Here is a 16,237-nt window from a genome sequence, read left to right as displayed (position 1 = left end):
CACTGGTCCAGGCGGCGGCGCGGGGGATCGGCCGGGCGTGTGGTTCTCCGGGTGGGGCGAGGGTGTTTCCGCGGGAACCGATTGCGCGGTGAGGTTTCGCCGCCCGCGTGTCGCGCGGTGAGGTATCGCTGTGCGGTTTGGGATGGTTCGGGTGCGGTGATGGCGGCCGTGTCGTTGGTGGTGCACGCCGATGGTGCCCAGCCGGCGGCGCTGGCGCCACTGGTCCAGGCGGCGGCGCGGGGGATCGGCCGGGCGTGTGGTTCTCCGGGTGGGGCGAGGGTGTTTCCGCGGGAACCGATTGCGCGGTGAGGTATCGCCGCCCGTGTGTCGCCACCGAGCCGCCGTACCGGACCGATCTTGGCCTGGAACCGCGATCGTCCCTTGGGTGCCGCGGTGTGTCCCGCCCGTATGGCTGCGGTCGTTCCTTGGGTGCCGCGGTGTGTCCCGCCCGTATGGCTGCGGTCGTTCCTTGGGTGCCGCGGTGTGTCCCGCCCGTCTGGCTGCGGTCGTTCCTTGGGTGCCGCGGTGTGTCCCGCCCGCCTGGCTGCGGTCGTCCCCCAAGCGTCGCGGCCTGTCCCGGCCGCCTGGGCGCGAGTGACCCGGTGGATCACCGCGGCGGGCGGACCTCAGCTCGTCAGCAGCTTCCGCACCTCCGCGATCTCGTCGTCGTTCACCAGGTGCTCGCGGTCCTCGTAGACGCGCAGTGTCACCGCGGCTCCCATCCGCTCCAGCAGTCTCGCCGTGGACACCGCCCGCTCCAGCGGCACCCACTCGTCGTAGCGGCTCGTGCCCGCGAACACCGGCGTGCCCGCCAGCGACCCCGCCGGCGCGCGCTCCTCCGGCCCCAGGTACCCGCCGGTCAGCAGCGCCGCCCCGGCGTACCGCCGCGGCGAGCGCACCAGCAGTTCCGACAACAGGCACGCCCCCTGCGAGAACCCGACCAGGAACACGTCCTCCGCCCCGATCCCGGCTTCCGCGATGCGCGCCAGGAACGCCGCCATCGCGTCCAGCGCGTGGTCCGCCCACGGCTGGTTCACCGCGAGCGGCTGCATGAACCCCACCGGGTACCACGTCTGCCCCGCCGCCCGTGGCAGCACGTATGCGATGTCCGGCACCGCGACCCGGTCGAGGATCGCGAGCATGTAGTCCGGCGTCTGACCCCGCCCGTGCACGACGAGCGCGGCGCGCCGGGCCCTGTCCAGGGGCGCGCCCGCGAAGACCGGGTCCGGTTCCAGGTGCGGGTTGCTCACAGCACGGATCGTATCGGCCACCACCGACAATTCCCGGCGTTAGCGTTCCGGCATGACCTTCGCCGAGCTGCACCGGACCGGGAAACCCCTGCTGCTGCCCAACGCCTGGGACTACGCGTCCGCGGCCGTCCTCGTCGCCGAAGGCTTCGCGGCCATCGGCACCACCAGCCTGGGCGTCGCCGCCGCGGCGGGCCTGCCCGACGGGACCGGGGCGACCAAGGACGAGACCGTCGCCCTCGCCCGCAGGCTGACCCGGCTGCCCTGCTACGTCACCGTCGACATCGAAGGCGGCTTCTCGGACGACCCCGGCGAGGTCGCCGCCCTCGGCGCGGAACTCGCCTCGCTCGGCGTGGCCGGGGTGAACATCGAGGACGGCCGCGACGGCGGGCGCCTCGCCGAGCCGGCGCACCAGCAGCGACTGATCGCCGCGCTCAAGGACGCCGCGCCCGGCCTGTTCGTCAACGCCCGCACCGACACGCACTGGCTCGGCACCGGCGAGGACCCGGTCGCCCGTGTCCGCGCCTACCGGGACGCCGGAGCCGACGGGGTGTTCGTGCCCGGACTGACGGACGAGACGACGATCGCCGCGGTGGTCGCGGCGGTCGACGTCCCGGTGAACGTCCTGGCGGGCCCGCCCCTGCGGCGGCTCGCCGAGCTCGGTGTCCGGCGGGTCAGCTGCGGCTCGCTGCTGTTCCGGGCCGCGCTGGAGGCCGTCGTCCGCACGGTCGACACGGTCGCGGCGGACGGTGCCATCTCGCCGGTTCCGTCCTATGCGGACGTGCAGGCGCTCAGCTCGCCCGGAACAGCCGCCGCACCACGGTGGCCAGGATCGCCAGCAGCGCCACGGTGAACCCGGCCAGCGCGATCCGCGCGTCCACCACCTGCGTGGCCACCCCGAGCGCGAGCACCGGCACCGCGAGCCCGGCGTAGGCGGCCAGGAACAGCCCGGACAGCGCCTCGCCGCGGTTCTCCGCCGGGGCCAGGCCGAGCACGATCCCGACGCTGGCCTTGAAGCCGGCGCCCGCTCCGGCGCCCGCGAGCGCCGCGCCGAGCAGGAACAGCGCGAGGCTGGGCAGCCACACCGCGACCGTCACCAGCACCAGGCCCGCCGTGAGCAGGCCGAGCCCGGTGGCGAGCAACCGCCGCAGCGCCGTCCGCGCCAGCACGATCTGCGCGACCGCCGCGGCCCCGAACACCGCGAACACGCTCGCCCCGGCCAGCGCGTGCGAGTGCTGGTGCAGCGTGTTCGCCAGGAACCCAGGTGCGAGCGAGGTGAACATGCCGAACACGGCGAACTCGGCGAGCGCGGCCGCCCCGGCCGCCAGGTAGCGGGCGCGGGCGTGCGGCGGCACCGACACCCGCTGCGGGTGGTAGCGCACGCGCGTGGAGGTCACCGTCTCCGGCGCCAGCGTCACCGCGAGCGCGCCGATCAGCATCAGCACCTGGAACACCAGGTACGGCACGTGCAGCGGGTCGCCGGCGTACTCGGCCAGCAGCCCGGCGACGAGCGGGCCGAGGCCGATGCCGCCGAGGTTCGCCGCGGTCGCCACGACGTCCGCCCGGGTCCGCGAAGCGCCCGGCCGCGCCGCGAGGTGCAGTTCGGTCAGGTGCGCGGTGGCGGTCGCGGTGAGCAGGCCGATGCTGATGCCGGACAGGAACCGCGCCGCGAGCAGCGCGGGCACCGCCGACCAGGCCAGGAACACGACCCCGGCGAGCACGTTGACCAGGACCGCGGGCACCAGCACGCGCCGACGGCCCACCCAGTCGGACACGTGCCCGGCGACGAACAGGCTGGCGATCACGCCCAGCGCGTACGCGGCGAAGACGAGGGTGACGGTGAACGGGCCGAACCCGTCCTTGGCCTGGTAGAGCACGTAGAGCGGGGCCGGGGCGGCGGAGAACCCCATGGTCACCGCGAAGGTGTAGGCGACGAGCCAGAAGCCCGCGCCGTGACGGCGGGACGTGGTGCGCGGGGGAAGGGTCTCGATGATCACGACCCCAGAGTGCGCCCGTTTGCTCATCTCGTCCAACGAATGTTTTCGCTGGCAGCTATCTCGGTGTTAGATGGATGTCGTGGAACTGCGTCAGCTGTCGTACTTCGTGGCGGTCGCCGAGGAGCTGAGCTTCACGCGCGCGTCGCAGCGGTTGCGGGTCGTGCAGTCGGCGGTCTCGACGGCGATCCGGGCGCTGGAGAGGGAGGTCGGGGCCGAGCTGTTCGACCGGGACAGCCGCCGGGTCGCGCTGACCGCCGCCGGCGCGGCGATGCTGCCCGAGGCGCGGACCGCCCTGGCAGCGGCGCGCGCGGCGGCGCAGGCCGCGGCGGGAGCCAGCGGCGAGGTCCGGGGTGCGGTCACGATGGGCACCCTCCTGTCGACCGGGCGGGTCAACGTGCCGCGGCTGCTGGGCCGGTTCTCGCGACGGCACCCGCACGCGGCCGTGCGGTTGCAGTACTCGCCGTCGGGCTCGGCGGGACACGTGCGGGCGGTGCTCGACGGGCGGATGGACCTGGCGCTGGCGTCCCTGGCGGGCAAGGTGCCGGCGGGGCTGGCGCACGAGATCGTGACGGAGGAGGACCTGAGCCTGCTGGCCGGGCCGGACCACCCGCTGGCGAGCCGGAGCGGGGTGACGCTCGCCGAGCTGGCGGAGGAGTCCTTCGTGGACTTCCCGGTGGGGTGGGGGAACCGGACGCTGGTGGACCGCGCCTTCGCCGGGGCTGGGCTGAGCAGGCAGGTGCCGCTGGAGGTGTCGGACTACGGCACCGCGCGGGCCCTGATCTGCCAGGGACTCGGGATCGGTTTCCTGCCCTCAGGTGCCGCGGGGGACATGGCGGGCGTGGTGCAGGTGCCGCTGGCCGAGCCGCTGCGCTGGTCGGTATCGCTGATCCACGCGACGGCGCGACCGCTGTCCCCCGCGGCGGCGGCTTTGCTGCGGGAGGTGCACGCGGAGTTGGAGATCTAGCGCGCAGCGTCCAGGTTCCCCGCCATCGTCGCGTGGTTCGGCCGTGCCGGGCGCCGCTGGTCGAGCCGCTGCGGTGGTCGGTATCGCTGATCCACGCGACGGCGCGACCACTGTCCCCCGCGGCGGCGGCCTTGTTGCGGGAGGTGCACGCGGAGCTGGAGACCTAACGCGCACCCTCGAGATTGGCCGCCATAGTCGCCAGAACCCGCACAGCATCCGCGTACTGGTCCTCCGTCAGCCCGGCGACGGACAGCTCGCGGAAGCGCCGCACCCGCTCGGCGATCTCGGTCCGCGCCGCGCGGCCCTCGTCGGTGAGCGTGCCGTCCGCGGTGATCCAGCCGCGGGCCACCAGATCGGCCCGCGCCTCCGGGGCGCCGTCGAACACCTCGAGCGCCTCCTCGCCGTGGCGTGAGGTGTTGAGCGCCTGCCAGTGCCGCCGCGTGAGGCCATGGTCGGCGAGCGCCCGGGTGAGGCCGTCCTCCAGCAGGTTGTGCAGGTGCTTGAGCCAGAAACCGATCGGCTTGTCGAGCGGGTCCACGACAACTCCTATGTAAAATGACATGTAGTTGTCTTCGAGTATGGATGAGGACGGGGATGGACCGCAACGCCGATTCGATCGCCCGCGCGCTGGCCACCCTGCGCCGGGCGCAGTCGCGCCGCGCGCTGGGCCGCTTGTCGCGTGAGCGGGGGAGGACCAGCCCGGTTCCGGACGCCGTGTACGAGCTGCTGGACGTCGTCGCGGCGGCCGATCGGCCGCCGACGGTCACCGAGGCCGCCGCCGCGCTCGGGATCGATCAGCCCCGCGCGAGCCGCTTGACCGCGCAAGCTCTGGAAGCGGGACTGGTGCGCCGATGCGCCGATCAGGCCGACGGCCGCCGGTCACTGCTGGAACCCACGGCCGACGGCCGGCGGGCGATCGAGGAGATCCAGGCGTTCCGCGCCCGGGTCGTGGCCGAGGTGACGGAAGGGTGGGATCCGGACGACCGGGCCACGCTCGCGAAGCTGCTGGCCCGGTTCACGGAGGACTTCAGCGCGCTGGTGCGCTGACCGCGATCTTCAGGCGGCGTGTGCCCGCTGCGCCCGCAGCGCGGCGAGCCCGGCCTCGGTGGGCACGACGGGCACGTCCTCGACTCCCGAGCCGGACGGCGCGGAGATCAGCTTGCGCCAGCGGAGCCGGTCGAGCGCTTCGCACTCCCACGGCGGGACGCGCCCTGCCGCGGCGCCGTCGGGGCCGGCCCACATGTAGCACGTGGGCGCTCCCCACAAGCCGTTGTGGAACAGGATGAGCCCGGCGGCCGTGTCGGCCAGGGCCTGCATGTCTTGCGCGGTCATACCACAAAGGGTGCCCCTCGGCGAGACGAGCACACATCAGCCGAACCACCGAGTCGGCTACGTATTGTCATCCGTACGTGTGACCTGGCGCACCAGAGCTTCCAGCACGTCGACCGCGACGGGCAACGCCGCCTCGTCCACGTCGAAGTACGGGTTGTGGTGCGGCGCCGGGTTGCCGCCACCGACCACCGTGTAGGTCGCGAGACCGCCCGCGCGCTGCACGGCCTCGGCGAACAGGCTGGCGTCGTCGCTGCCGCCCATCTCGTGCGTCCGCAGCGTCCGCTCGCCGTGCCCGGTCGCGGCGGCCGCCGCGAGCACCGCGTCCAGCAGTTCGTCGTCGCAGTTCAGCGACGTCGAGCCGCCGGTCTCCTCGATCTCCACCGCCACGCCCTGCGCCTGCGCGGCTCCACACAGGACCTGCTTGATCCGCTCGGTGAGGTCCGCGTTCACCGCGCCGTCCTTCGACCGCGCCTCGCAGGTCAGCTCCGCCACCGCGGGCACGATGTTGACGTTGCCCCCGGCATGCAGGGTGCCGACGTTGACCCGCGTGTCGGCGGCGGAAAACCGTGGCAGGCCGTGGATGCCGAGCACGGCGGTCGCGGCGGCGAGCAGCGCGTTGCGGCCGTCCTCGGGCGCCGCCGCCGCGTGCGAGGCGACTCCGGTGAACCGGGCGCGCATCTTCGTCGTCGCGAAGATGCCGGTGATCCCGGCCGCCACGGTCGTCGCGGGCAGGTCGAGGCCGAGGTGCACGGCCAGGAAGCGGTCGACCCCGGCGACGGCGTCCGCGGCGAGCATCGCGCGGGCGCCCCGGCCGCCCTCCTCGGCGGGCTGGAACAGGAACCGCACCGTGCCGGGGAAGTCGCGGTCGGCCAGCCGCCGCGCCAGCGCCAGCCCGATCGCCACGTGCCCGTCGTGCCCGCAGGCGTGCATGAACCCCTCGTACCGCGAGCGGAATCCGTTCGCAGCGGGCGCGTGCGCGGGGTCGTCGGCCTCGGTGACCGGCAGCGCGTCCATGTCGAACCGCAGCGCCCAGACCGGGCCGGGGCGGCGGCCGGCGAGGTCGGCGACGATCGCCGTGCCCTCGGTGGCGAACCGCCGCACGTCCGCGGCGTCCGCGCCCGACGCGACCGCCCGGTCGGCGAAGTCGTGGAGCGTGGCCTCGTCCGGGTACGCGGGCACGCCCTCGCGCCGCATCGCCGCGACACCGGTCCGCACCTCCACCGGGAGTTCCCGCAGGTGCGCGAGGACCGTCGCCGCCGTCCGCACCTCGCAGAAGGCGGGTTCGGGGTGCGCGTGCACGTCCCGGCGCAGGGCGACCAGATCCATCAGGCTCCTCTCAACGCGGCAGGTGCACGTGCACCCCCGGCCCGAACGGGATGTCCCCGAAGTAGAACACGGCCAGCAACGCCACCCACACCACCCAGAACGGGATCACGAAGATCGACGTCCTGGCGATCAGCGTGCCGAGGCGGAGGTCCGGCTCGTAGCGGCGCAGCACGGTCAGCAACACGAACAGGTACGGGCTGAGCGGGGTGATGATCTGCGTGGCGGAGTCGCCGATGCGGTAGGCGGCCTGCACGAACCCCGGGTCGTAACCGAGCAGCATGAACGCGGGCACGAACACCGGCGCGACGAGCGACCACAGCGCCGAGCCGGACGTGATGAACAGGTTCAGCACCGACACCAGCACCACGAACGCGAGGATCCCGGCGAACCCGGTCAGGTGCACCGACTGCAGGAACTCCGCGCTGCGCACGGCCAGCAGGGTGCCCAGGTTGCTCCACGTGAACACGGCGATGAACTGCGAGATCGCGAGGATCAGCACGATGTAGCCCGCCATGTCCTTGACGGCCTCGGCCATCATCGACGGAACGTCGCCGGGCTTGGTGATGGTGCCGGTCGTGATCCCGTAGGTGATGCCGGTGATCGCGAACGCCAGGAACAGCACCAGGACCAGCCCGGTGAGCAGCGGCGAGTTGATCAGCGAGCCGTTCTCGCCGCGCAGCGGGCTGCCCGGCAGCAACCACGCCACGGCGACCACCGCCACGTAGACCGCGAGCACGATCGCGGCGCGCCGCAAACCCTTGCGCTGCACCGTCGTCAGCGCCGCGCTCGTCTCCTCCTCCGCGCCATCGGGCGGCGTGTAGGGGCTGAGCCGGGGCTCCAGCACGCGGGCGATGAGCCATGCGCCGAGGAACGGCAGGATCAGCCCGGCCGCGGCGGTGAAGAACCAGTTCATCGCCATCGTGACCTGCGGCTGCACCGCGACCGGGACGACGGTCACCGCCTTCTGGGTGAGCCCGGACAGCAGCGCGTCGTAGCTGCCGAGCAGCGTCCCGGCGCCGTAACCGCCGGTGACGCAGGCGAAACCGCCGATCGCGCCGGCCACCGGATGCCGCCCGGCCGCGCGGAACACGAGCGCGGCCAGCGGCGGGATGACGATGATGCCCGCGTCCGCCATGACGTGCGCCTGGAACGACACCAGCGACACCGCGAACGGCAGCAGCCAGCGCGGGGCGCGCGAGAAGACGGCGCGCACGGCGGCTTCGAGCAGGCCGGCACGTTCGGCCAGCCCCACGGCCAGCAGCATCACCAGCACGTTGCCCAGCGGCGGGAAGGTGACGAAGTTGTCGACGAACTTGCTCAGCAGGAACCGCACGCCCTCGCCGGTGAACAGGCCCTTGACCGCCACCGGTTGCGCCGTGCCCGGAACGGTGACGGTGACGTGGCAGGCCGCGACGACGGTGGTGATCACCGCGAGTGCGGCGAACAGGTAGACGAACAGGAAGAACGGGTCCGGCAGCCGGTTGCCGACCCGTTCGACGAAGGCGAGAACCCGTTCGGCGGGGGATCGCCGTGCCTGCGCTGGGGTGGTGCTCAACCGCTGCCTCCTCGATCGTTTCCGGGCTCAGGATGGCAGCCGACGGTGTCGGCGGGATGTCGGAGTTTTTCGGACAGGTGAAGTGAACCGGACGATGGCAACCCGTCGCGACCCGGAATTGTCGGTGGTGGTCGCTAGCCTCGGCGTGCCGGTTGGATCACGACGAGGGGGACCCGATGACCGAGCTGTTCGAGCTCCGGCAGTACACGCTGCATCCGGGACGGCGCGACGAGTTGGTGGCGTTGTTCGACCGCGAGTTCGTGGAGTCGCAGGCCGAGGTGGGCATGCGGGTGTACGGCCAGTTCCACGACCTGGACGACCCGGACCGCTTCGTGTGGATCCGCGGCTTCCCGGACGCCTCGCGGAGAGCCGAGTCGCTGGCCGCGTTCTACGACCGACATCCCGCGTGGCTGGCACACCGCGAAGCCGCCAACGCGACGATGGTCGATTCCGACGACGTGCTGCTGCTGGCCCCGGTGAGCGGGGATCTTGGCGCGGCTGGGGGTTCGCCGCCGGTCTCGGTGAGTGGTGGCCTTGGCGTGGTTGGTGTTTCGCGGCCGGTCCCGGTGGGCGGTGACCTCGGTGCGGCCGGTAATTCGCCGCCGGTCCCGGTGACTGGTGGCCCTGCGGTGGCTGGTGGTTCGCCGCCGGGGCCGGTGAGTGGTGGATCCGGCGTGGCTGGTGGTTCGCCGCCGGGTCCGGTGAGCGGTGAACTCGGCGTGGCTCGTGGATCGTCGGCCGCTGGTGCGGGTGGGGGCGGTGCCGCGGGGTTCGAGATCGTGATCTGCCACCCGGACGATCCTGGCGCGTTTCCGGCGTTCTTCCAGCGCGAACTGCTGCCCGCGCTCACCGAAGCGGGCGCGCCACCGCTGGCGTCCTTCCGGACTTCCGTGCAGCGCAACGACTATCCGCGCCTGCCGGTCCGCGAGGGCGAGCAGGTGTTCGTCTGGCTGAGCAGATCCCCGGCCCCAGCGGAGCTGCTCCCGGCCGCGCGGCGGCCACCCCAGCGGCTCCGCCTGGCGCCGACGCCACGTTCCTGGCTGCGATGAACTGACTGTCCACAAGGGAGGTGCAGAACCTGGATTTTGACAACTGAAACCAAGCTCCAACCCAGGAGGCCTCGTCGCGAGAGGGGCTCACGCGGCTGCCGTGGTTGGGCGGCCCGCGCAGGCCAGGTTCAGCCTCGGGCGAGGAGGGGGATTCGGCCGCCCTCCAGGACGGCCTCCACCTGCCTCGGGGAGAGCCGGTGCCGCAGCGGGATGTCCACCCCCGTGGTCGTGTCGGTCGCCGTGATCTCCTCGCCTTCGGGCAACTGCGCGCGCAACCCGCGCAGCGCCAGCACGTGTCCCTGCTCGATGCGGTCGTAGTCCGCCGGATCGGTGAACTCCAGCGCGAGGATCCCGAAGTTGGCGACGTTCTGCCAGTGGATCCGCGCGAACGACTTGGCGATCACCGCGTGCAGGCCGAGGTGCCGTGGCGTGATGGCGGCGTGCTCCCGCGACGAGCCCTGCCCGTAGTTGTCCCCGCCGACGACGAAGTGCCCGCCCTCGGTCTCGCGCGCCCGCGACGGGTACGTCTCGTCGACGCGGGTGAACGTGAAGTTGGCCAGCTTCGGGATGTTCGAGCGGAACGGCAGGGCCGCCGCGCCGGCCGGGGAGATCTCGTCCGTCGAGATGTTGTCGCCCACCTTCAGCAGCACGATGGCCTCGATGTCGTCCGGCAGGGGCGGGAAGTCCGGCAGCGACGAGATGTTCGGCCCCTTGACCAGTTCCTCGCGCGCGGCCCGCTCCGGCGGGAGCGGCGGCACCAGCATCGCCGTGTTGACCGTCGCCCGCTCGGGCAGCACCACCGACGGGTAACCCATGCTCAGCTCACGCGGATCGGTGATCACCCCGGTCAGCGCTGCCGCCGTCGCGGTCTCCGGCGAGCACAGCCACACCCGGTCCTCCCGCGTCCCGGACCGGCCTGGGAAGTTCCGCGGGAACGTGCGCAACGAATTGTGGCCGGCCGCCGGCGCCTGCCCCATCCCGATGCACCCCAGGCACCCCGCCTGGTGCAGCCGCGCGCCCGCGGACACCAGGTCGAGCGTCGCGCCCATCTTGGTCAGGTCGGTGAGGATCTCCCGCGACGTGGGGTTCACGTCGAAGCTCACCGCGTCGTGCGTCTGCCGCCCGCGCACCATCGCCGCCGCCACCGCGAAGTCCCGCAGCCCCGGGTTGGCCGACGAGCCGATCACCACCTGCCGCACCTCGGTGCCCGCCACCTCCCGCACCGGCACCACGTTGTCCGGCGACGACGGGCACGCGATCAGCGGCTCCAGCGCCGACAGGTCGATTTCCTCCGCGACGTCGTACACCGCGTCCGGATCGGCGACGAGCTCCTCGAAATCCGCAGCCCGGTCCTGCGCCCGCAGGAACTCGAACACCGCCTCGTCCGCCGGGAGGACCGTCGTCGTGGCGCCGAGTTCCGCGCCCATGTTCGCGATGACGTGCCGGTCCATCGCCGACAACGACGCCAGCCCCGGACCGTGGTACTCCACGATCCGGTTCAGCCCGCCCTTGACGCCGTGTCGGCGCAGCATCTCCAGGATCACGTCCTTGGCCGACACCCACTCCGGCAGCTCGCCGGTCAGCCGCACGCCCCAGATCTCCGGCATCCGCAGGTACAGCGGCTCCCCGGCGATCGCCATCGCGACCTCCAGCCCGCCGACCCCGATCGCGAGCATGCCGAGCGACCCCGCGGCGCACGTGTGCGAGTCGGACCCGACCATCGTCCGGCCCGGCAACCCGAACCGCGCCATGTGCGTGGGGTGCGAAACCCCGTTGCCCGGCTTCGAAAACCACAACCCGAACCGCCGGCACGCCGACCGCAGGAACGCGTGGTCCTCGGCGTTCTTCTCGTCCGCCTGCAGCAGGTTGTGGTCCACGTACTGGACGCTCACCTCGGTGCGCGCCCGGTCCAGCCCCAGCGCCTCCAGCTCCTGCATCACCAGCGTGCCGGTGGCGTCCTGGGTCAGGGTCTGGTCGACCCGCAGGCCGATCTCGCGCCCCGGCACGGGCTCACCCGACACCAGGTGGCTGTCGATCAGCTTGCGGGCGACCGGGAAACCCACAGCTACCTCTGGCTGGCTCGCACGAACTGCTCCCGCGGGTGGTGCTGCTCGCCGGTCGCGACGACCTGGCGCCGGAACGGCAGCGAGATCAGCCAGTCCGCGGCGATCCGCGTCTTGCGGTGCGCGGTCGGCATGGTCATCAGGTGGTACGCGCGGTGCAGCGCCCACGCCGGCCAGCCACGCAGCTTCACGCCGTAGATCTGCGCGACACCCTGGTACAGGCCCAGGCTCGCGACCGACCCCGCGTAGGAGTGCCGGTACCCCTCCAACGGCCCGCCGCGCAGGGTCGCGACGATGTTCTTCGCCAGCACGACCGCCTGCCGCGACGCGTGCTGCGCCGACGGCGCGCACACCGCGCCCGGCTCCTTGCTGGTCACGTCCGGCACCGCGGCGGCGTCACCGGCCGAGAACACGCCCGGCGCGCCGTCCACCTCCAGCGTCGTCGCGCAGCACACCCGGCCGCGCGGGTTCAGCGGCAGGTCGGTGTCGGCGAGCATCGGGCTCGGCTTGACGCCCGCGGTCCAGACGATCGTGTCGGCGTCGAACTCGGTGTCGTCACCCAGCACGACGTGGCAGTCCTCGCACGACTTGAGCGTCGTGCCCAGGTGCACCTCGAAACCGCGCTTGGTCAGCACGTCGAGGGTGTAGCTCGCCAGCGACGAGCTGACCTCCGGCATGATCCGGTCGGCCGCCTCGACCAGCACCCACCGCAGCTCGGAGCGGTCGATGCCGTAGTCCTTCAGCGCGTGGCGGGTCATGTCCTCCAGCTCCGCCATCGCCTCGATGCCCGCGTAGCCGCCACCGACGAACACGAACGTCAGCAGCTTGCGCCGCAACTCCCGGTCCATCGTGCTGGCTGCCAGGTCGAGCCGGGACAGCACGTGGTTGCGCAGGTAGACGGCCTCCTCCAGGGTCTTGAAGCCGATGCCGTGCTCGGCCAGGCCGGGAATCGGCAGCGTCTTGGACACCGAGCCGGGCGCCACCACGAGGACGTCGTAGCCGAGCTGCTCGACGTGCCCGTCGGCGACGCGCAGCGTGACCGACTTGGACGTGGTGTCCACGCCGGTCGCCTCCGCGGCCATCACCTTGCAGCCGGGCAGCACCTCGCGCAGCGGCACGACCACGTGCCGCGGCTCGACGGAACCGGCCGCGGCCTCGGCGAGGAACGGCTGGTACGTCATGTAGGACCGCGGGTCGATCACGGTCAGCTGGGCTTCCTCGGCGGTGAGCCGCTTGCGCAGCTGCCGGGCCGTGGTGGCGCCGACGTAACCCCCGCCGATGATCACGATCCGGGCGGGGTCAGCCACGCAGCGCCTCCTCGTCCGTCTCGAACTCCACTTCCCGCTGCTGCTCGGCGACGTCGCCGGGGTCCGCCTCGGGCGGGAGCCCGGGCTCCAGGCCGGTCTGCCGCGGAGCGTGCACGTTCTGCCGTTGCGCCAGCGCGTCGGCCTCCGGCGCCTCGGGGTCGGGCGGCAGCGGCGATTCCCGCTCCAGCGCCTCGCGCACGGACTCCTCGTCGGGCTCGGTCACGCGGATTCCCTCCTCGTGTCAGTGGGTGTTCTCGAGTTCGGCGATCGCGCGTTCGACACCCGCGACCACGTCCGGGTGGCCCAGCGGCAGCGGCGCGGGGATCCGGTCCTCGGCGCCGCCGGTGCTGTGCGCGACGACCCGCACCGGCACACCGGACTTCGCGAGCGCGTCGATCCGCTCCCGGTGGTCGTCCTCCCAGTGCCGGTCGGCGATCTCGCCGTCGCCCGGCGGCACGAACTGGTCCGCGGCGGGGTCGACCAGCAGGAGCGAGCGCAGCGCGCCGCTGTGCTTTTCCGCCAGCCGCAGCGCCCCGTCGGCGAACGGCCCGCTCGCTACCACGTGCACCGCCTCGGCGGGCGGGTCGGACAGGAGGTCGTCGGCCTGGGTCAGCCCGCCGTCGGAGGGCAGGCGGCACCACACGACCTGCCACTGGCTCGTCTTGTCCCGCCAGGTCGCGGGGAGTCCCTCGTGCTTGGCCAGGCCGGTCGGATCGAGCACCAGCACGGTCGGCCCGTCCGGGGTACCTTCGGTAACGGCGGCCGGGCCCTCGGCACGCACCGGGTCCGGGGAGTAGTTCATCAACCGCTCCTTTCTCCGGTCTCTTGGCTACCCGGGGCGCCGCCGCCCTACACGGATCACGTGCGGACAGGGGATGGACATGCGAGAGCACCTGCAGGAGGTCGCCGACTTCAACGTCCCGGTCACGTCGGCCGAGGACACCGAGATGATCGCGGCGCAGCGACGGCGCGCGGTGCGCGCGGTCGCGTCCGCGGCGGCGAACGCCGAGGACTGCGCGTTGCTGCTGGACGCGCTCGGGTTGAAGCCGGCGGAGGGGATCGCGCCGGTTCCGGCGCAACGGCTCGGCTGATCGGGTGTAACGCTGGTCACGGTCGCCGCCGGGAGGGGAACGGCGCGGCCGGGCCGGCGTTGCCACAGGTGGTAGCTGCCGACCACCGCGGAGGATCTGTCATGGCCCTGGCTGACATCGAGCTGCGCACGCTCGCCGGTGAGACCGCGACGCTGGGCGGGCTGGGCCGCAAGGCCCTGCTCGTCGTGAACGTCGCCTCGAAGTGCGGCCTGACGCCGCAGTACGCCGCGCTGGAGCGGCTGCAGGAACGCTACGGGGACAAGGGTTTCTCCGTCGTCGGGTTCCCGTGCAACCAGTTCGCCGGCCAGGAGCCGGGCAGCGCCGAGGAGATCGCCACGTTCTGCTCGGCGACCTACGGCGTCACGTTCCCCATGTTCGAAAAGATCGAGGTCAACGGCCCCGGCAGGCACCCGGTGTACGCCGAGCTGGTGGAGACGCCGGACGCCGACGGCGTGAGCGGGGACGTGCAGTGGAACTTCGAGAAGTTCCTCGTCGACCCGGACGGCAAGGTCGTGGCGCGCTTCCGGCCGCGGACCGACCCGGAGGCCCCGGAGGTCGTCGAGGCCATCGAAGCGGTGCTCCCGGCCGCCTGAATCGGTCAAAGCTTTGACAAACGCGGCGGGACATCTTAGTGACCTGCGCCACGGGCGCCAAGGGGCCAGTTCCTAGAACCGGCGCTTGGCGTCCATCGCCGCGGGGCTCGTCGTGAGCTTCTCCAGCAGGCCGATCAGGATGGTCTGCTCCGGCTTGGTCAGCGCGTTGGCCCACGCCTGCTCGCGGGCGTTGTGGGCCTCGTAGGCGCTGGTGATCGCCTCGTGGCCGGCCTCGGTGAGGTTCAGCAGCACCGCGCGCCGGTCGTGCTCGGCCTGCTTGCGCGACACGAGCCCGTCCCGCTCCAGCGTGTTGACCAGGGCGGACACCGCAGCGCGGCTCATCCCGGACAGCTGCGCGACGCGCTTCGCCTCCATCGGGCCGGCCAGCCACAGCGCGAACAGGACCCGGAACCCGCCCCAGCTCCACCCGCGCGGCCGGTGCACGGTCGACTCCCAGTCGTACACGAGTGCGCTGGTCAGGCGGTGCAGCGTCAGACCGAGGCGCATCGCGGTGGCGTCGACCGCCGGCAGTTCGGCGGTCGTCCGCGCGATCGCGTAGTCCACGAACGTCAGGTAGTCCAGCTCGTCGGGGGCAGCCGGTTCTGCGGTCATGCGCCCCAGGCTAGGCGCTGCCCGCCCACTCATCCGAACAGCGTCCTGATTCGGAAGTAGTCTTCCCTTGCGGAGTGGTCCGCGTTACCCTGACGTCCGTCGAATAGTCAAAGCTTTGATCAAAGGAGGTGCGGGGTGGCTCAGAAGTCGTTCGCCTCGTCCGGCGACCTGACGGAGAAGGAGCAGACCCTGGAGGTGCTCGAGGACGGGGTCTACGCGCTCACCGCGGAGGGCGACCCGAACGTCGGCGCCATCGAGGGGGAGGACTTCCTCGTCTGCTTCGAGGCGCTGGCCACCCCCGTCGCCGCCCGGGACTGGCTCGCGAAGCTGCGCGAGCACACCGACAAGCCCGTCCGGTACCTCGTGCTGTCGCACTACCACGCGGTGCGCGTGCTCGGCGCGTCCGCGTTCGACGCCGAGGTGATCGTCGCGCACGAGAACACCCGCGCCCTGGTCGCCGAGCGCGGCAAGGAGGACTGGGAGAGCGAGTTCGGCCGCATGCCGCGGCTGGCCAAGGGCGCCGAGTCGGTGCCCGGCCTGACCTGGCCCACCCTCACCTTCTCCGACCGGCTCACCATCGACCTCGGCGGCGACCGCGGCGACCTCGTGCTGCAGTACTGCGGCCGCGGGCACACCGAGGGCGACATCGTGGCGTGGCTGCCGCGCCAGAAGATCCTGTTCGCGGGCGACCTGGTGGAGGCCGAGGCGGCGCTCTACACCGGCGACGCCTTCCACCGCGACTGGGCCTCGGGCACGCTGGACCGGGTCAAGGCGTTCGGCGCGGAGGCGCTGGTCGGCGGCCGCGGCGCGGTCAGCCGCGGCCGGGACGCCGTGGACGCCGCGATCGAGCAGACCCGCGGGTTCCTCGACGTGATGATCCGCGAGGTCGGCGCCGTCCAGCGCGCCGGCGGCACGCTCAAGGAGGCCTTCGAGCGCACCCACGCCGCGCTCGCGCCCCAGTACGGCCACTGGCCGATCTTCGAGCACTGCCTGCCCTTCGACGTCTCCCGCCTGTGGGACGAGCTGTCCGGGATCGAACGCCCGGTCATCTGGACCGCGCAGCGGGACCGCGAGGTCTGGGACCAGCTGCAGGGCTGAGCG

General features: G+C 72.5%; 19 protein-coding genes. 8 read left to right on the top strand and 11 right to left on the bottom strand.

The annotated features are described in order from the left end of the window. Positions 1 to 626 precede the first annotated feature (626 nt). Positions 627 to 1,250, bottom strand: a complete 624-nt coding sequence (locus ABZ215_RS19405; protein WP_354950584.1) for a phospholipase — start codon at positions 1,248 to 1,250, stop codon at positions 627 to 629. A 52-nt stretch (positions 1,251 to 1,302) separates the two neighbouring features. Between ABZ215_RS19405 and ABZ215_RS19400 the strand changes: the two genes are divergently transcribed. Beyond that, positions 1,303 to 2,100 carry an isocitrate lyase/phosphoenolpyruvate mutase family protein gene (locus ABZ215_RS19400; protein ID WP_354950582.1) on the top strand — a complete coding sequence of 266 codons (798 nt, stop codon included), beginning with the start codon at positions 1,303 to 1,305 and terminating at the stop codon, positions 2,098 to 2,100. Here the strand turns inward: ABZ215_RS19400 and ABZ215_RS19395 are convergent. Continuing rightward, positions 2,039 to 3,244 carry an MFS transporter gene (locus ABZ215_RS19395; RefSeq protein WP_020422147.1) on the bottom strand — a complete coding sequence of 402 codons (1,206 nt, stop codon included), beginning with the start codon at positions 3,242 to 3,244 and terminating at the stop codon, positions 2,039 to 2,041. The two genes, ABZ215_RS19400 and ABZ215_RS19395, sit on opposite strands and share 62 nt — an antisense overlap. A gap of 70 nt (positions 3,245 to 3,314) precedes the next feature. Here ABZ215_RS19395 and ABZ215_RS19390 point away from each other — a divergent pair, with 70 nt between their 5' ends. Both ABZ215_RS19390 and ABZ215_RS19385 read left to right on the top strand, forming a co-directional pair. Continuing rightward, positions 3,315 to 4,208 (top strand): LysR family transcriptional regulator, encoded by an 894-nt coding sequence (locus ABZ215_RS19390; RefSeq protein WP_354950580.1) that lies wholly within the window; start codon positions 3,315 to 3,317, stop codon positions 4,206 to 4,208. A 32-nt stretch (positions 4,209 to 4,240) separates the two neighbouring features. Next, the gene (locus ABZ215_RS19385; RefSeq protein ID WP_020422145.1) at positions 4,241 to 4,375 is read left to right on the top strand and encodes a hypothetical protein; all 135 of its coding nucleotides are present in this window, start codon (positions 4,241 to 4,243) and stop codon (positions 4,373 to 4,375) included. Here ABZ215_RS19385 and ABZ215_RS19380 read toward each other — a convergent pair. Further along, entirely contained in the window at positions 4,372 to 4,746 is a 375-nt protein-coding gene (locus ABZ215_RS19380) for a hypothetical protein (protein WP_354950578.1), read from the bottom strand. The genes ABZ215_RS19385 and ABZ215_RS19380 overlap by 4 nt on opposite strands. A 56-nt stretch (positions 4,747 to 4,802) precedes the next feature. On the opposite strand from ABZ215_RS19380, the gene ABZ215_RS19375 reads away from it, so the two are divergent. Next, positions 4,803 to 5,255 (top strand): MarR family winged helix-turn-helix transcriptional regulator, encoded by a 453-nt coding sequence (locus ABZ215_RS19375; RefSeq protein WP_020422143.1) that lies wholly within the window; start codon positions 4,803 to 4,805, stop codon positions 5,253 to 5,255. Positions 5,256 to 5,264: 9 nt separating this feature from the next. Here ABZ215_RS19375 and ABZ215_RS19370 read toward each other — a convergent pair whose 3' ends face one another. Genes ABZ215_RS19370 through ABZ215_RS19360 form a run of 3 tightly spaced genes read right to left on the bottom strand, consistent with a single transcriptional unit; the run spans position 5,265 to position 8,421 of the window. Further along, the gene (locus tag ABZ215_RS19370; RefSeq protein ID WP_020422142.1) at positions 5,265 to 5,540 is read right to left on the bottom strand and encodes a hypothetical protein; all 276 of its coding nucleotides are present in this window, start codon (positions 5,538 to 5,540) and stop codon (positions 5,265 to 5,267) included. 57 nt (positions 5,541 to 5,597) lie between these two features. Next, complete coding sequence (locus ABZ215_RS19365) at positions 5,598 to 6,866, bottom strand: amidohydrolase (RefSeq protein ID WP_354950575.1); 1,269 nt, start codon at positions 6,864 to 6,866, stop codon at positions 5,598 to 5,600. Between the two features lie 10 nt (positions 6,867 to 6,876). After that, positions 6,877 to 8,421 carry an AbgT family transporter gene (locus ABZ215_RS19360; RefSeq protein ID WP_354950573.1) on the bottom strand — a complete coding sequence of 515 codons (1,545 nt, stop codon included), beginning with the start codon at positions 8,419 to 8,421 and terminating at the stop codon, positions 6,877 to 6,879. 176 nt (positions 8,422 to 8,597) lie between these two features. On the opposite strand from ABZ215_RS19360, the gene ABZ215_RS19355 reads away from it, so the two are divergent. Next, complete coding sequence (locus tag ABZ215_RS19355) at positions 8,598 to 9,470, top strand: NIPSNAP family protein (RefSeq protein WP_354950571.1); 873 nt, start codon at positions 8,598 to 8,600, stop codon at positions 9,468 to 9,470. Between the two features lie 128 nt (positions 9,471 to 9,598). Here the strand turns inward: ABZ215_RS19355 and ABZ215_RS19350 are convergent, their stop codons facing one another. From ABZ215_RS19350 to ABZ215_RS19335, 4 genes are read right to left on the bottom strand one after another with little or no spacing between them, the layout of a single operon-like run. Continuing rightward, positions 9,599 to 11,533, bottom strand: coding sequence for an aconitate hydratase (locus ABZ215_RS19350; RefSeq protein ID WP_354950569.1), 1,935 nt, complete (start codon positions 11,531 to 11,533; stop codon positions 9,599 to 9,601). A gap of 2 nt (positions 11,534 to 11,535) precedes the next feature. Further along, positions 11,536 to 12,840 carry an NAD(P)/FAD-dependent oxidoreductase gene (locus ABZ215_RS19345; protein ID WP_354950567.1) on the bottom strand — a complete coding sequence of 435 codons (1,305 nt, stop codon included), beginning with the start codon at positions 12,838 to 12,840 and terminating at the stop codon, positions 11,536 to 11,538. Further along, positions 12,833 to 13,063 (bottom strand): hypothetical protein, encoded by a 231-nt coding sequence (locus tag ABZ215_RS19340; protein ID WP_020422136.1) that lies wholly within the window; start codon positions 13,061 to 13,063, stop codon positions 12,833 to 12,835. Before ABZ215_RS19340 ends, ABZ215_RS19345 begins: the two co-directional genes overlap by 8 nt. A gap of 18 nt (positions 13,064 to 13,081) precedes the next feature. Continuing rightward, complete coding sequence (locus ABZ215_RS19335) at positions 13,082 to 13,642, bottom strand: hypothetical protein (RefSeq protein WP_020422135.1); 561 nt, start codon at positions 13,640 to 13,642, stop codon at positions 13,082 to 13,084. Positions 13,643 to 13,715: 73 nt separating this feature from the next. Between ABZ215_RS19335 and ABZ215_RS19330 the strand changes: the two genes are divergently transcribed. Next, positions 13,716 to 13,931: a hypothetical protein gene (locus ABZ215_RS19330; RefSeq protein WP_020422134.1), complete on the top strand. Its 216-nt coding sequence runs from the start codon at positions 13,716 to 13,718 to the stop codon at positions 13,929 to 13,931. A 101-nt stretch (positions 13,932 to 14,032) separates the two neighbouring features. After that, positions 14,033 to 14,524, top strand: a complete 492-nt coding sequence (locus ABZ215_RS19325; RefSeq protein WP_237337112.1) for a glutathione peroxidase — start codon at positions 14,033 to 14,035, stop codon at positions 14,522 to 14,524. Positions 14,525 to 14,596: 72 nt separating this feature from the next. Here the strand turns inward: ABZ215_RS19325 and ABZ215_RS19320 are convergent, their stop codons facing one another. Then, positions 14,597 to 15,136 carry a MarR family transcriptional regulator gene (locus ABZ215_RS19320; RefSeq protein ID WP_020422132.1) on the bottom strand — a complete coding sequence of 180 codons (540 nt, stop codon included), beginning with the start codon at positions 15,134 to 15,136 and terminating at the stop codon, positions 14,597 to 14,599. A gap of 135 nt (positions 15,137 to 15,271) precedes the next feature. Here ABZ215_RS19320 and ABZ215_RS19315 point away from each other — a divergent pair, with 135 nt between their 5' ends. Beyond that, the gene (locus tag ABZ215_RS19315; RefSeq protein WP_237337111.1) at positions 15,272 to 16,234 is read left to right on the top strand and encodes an MBL fold metallo-hydrolase; all 963 of its coding nucleotides are present in this window, start codon (positions 15,272 to 15,274) and stop codon (positions 16,232 to 16,234) included. Positions 16,235 to 16,237: the final 3 nt, after the last annotated feature.

The organism is Amycolatopsis sp. NPDC006131, assembly GCF_040614175.1.
Classification (GTDB): Bacteria; Actinomycetota; Actinomycetes; order Mycobacteriales; family Pseudonocardiaceae; genus Amycolatopsis_E; species Amycolatopsis_E tucumanensis.
Note: the sequence above shows the minus strand (reverse complement) of the source record. Positions and strands in the feature narration are given on the sequence as shown.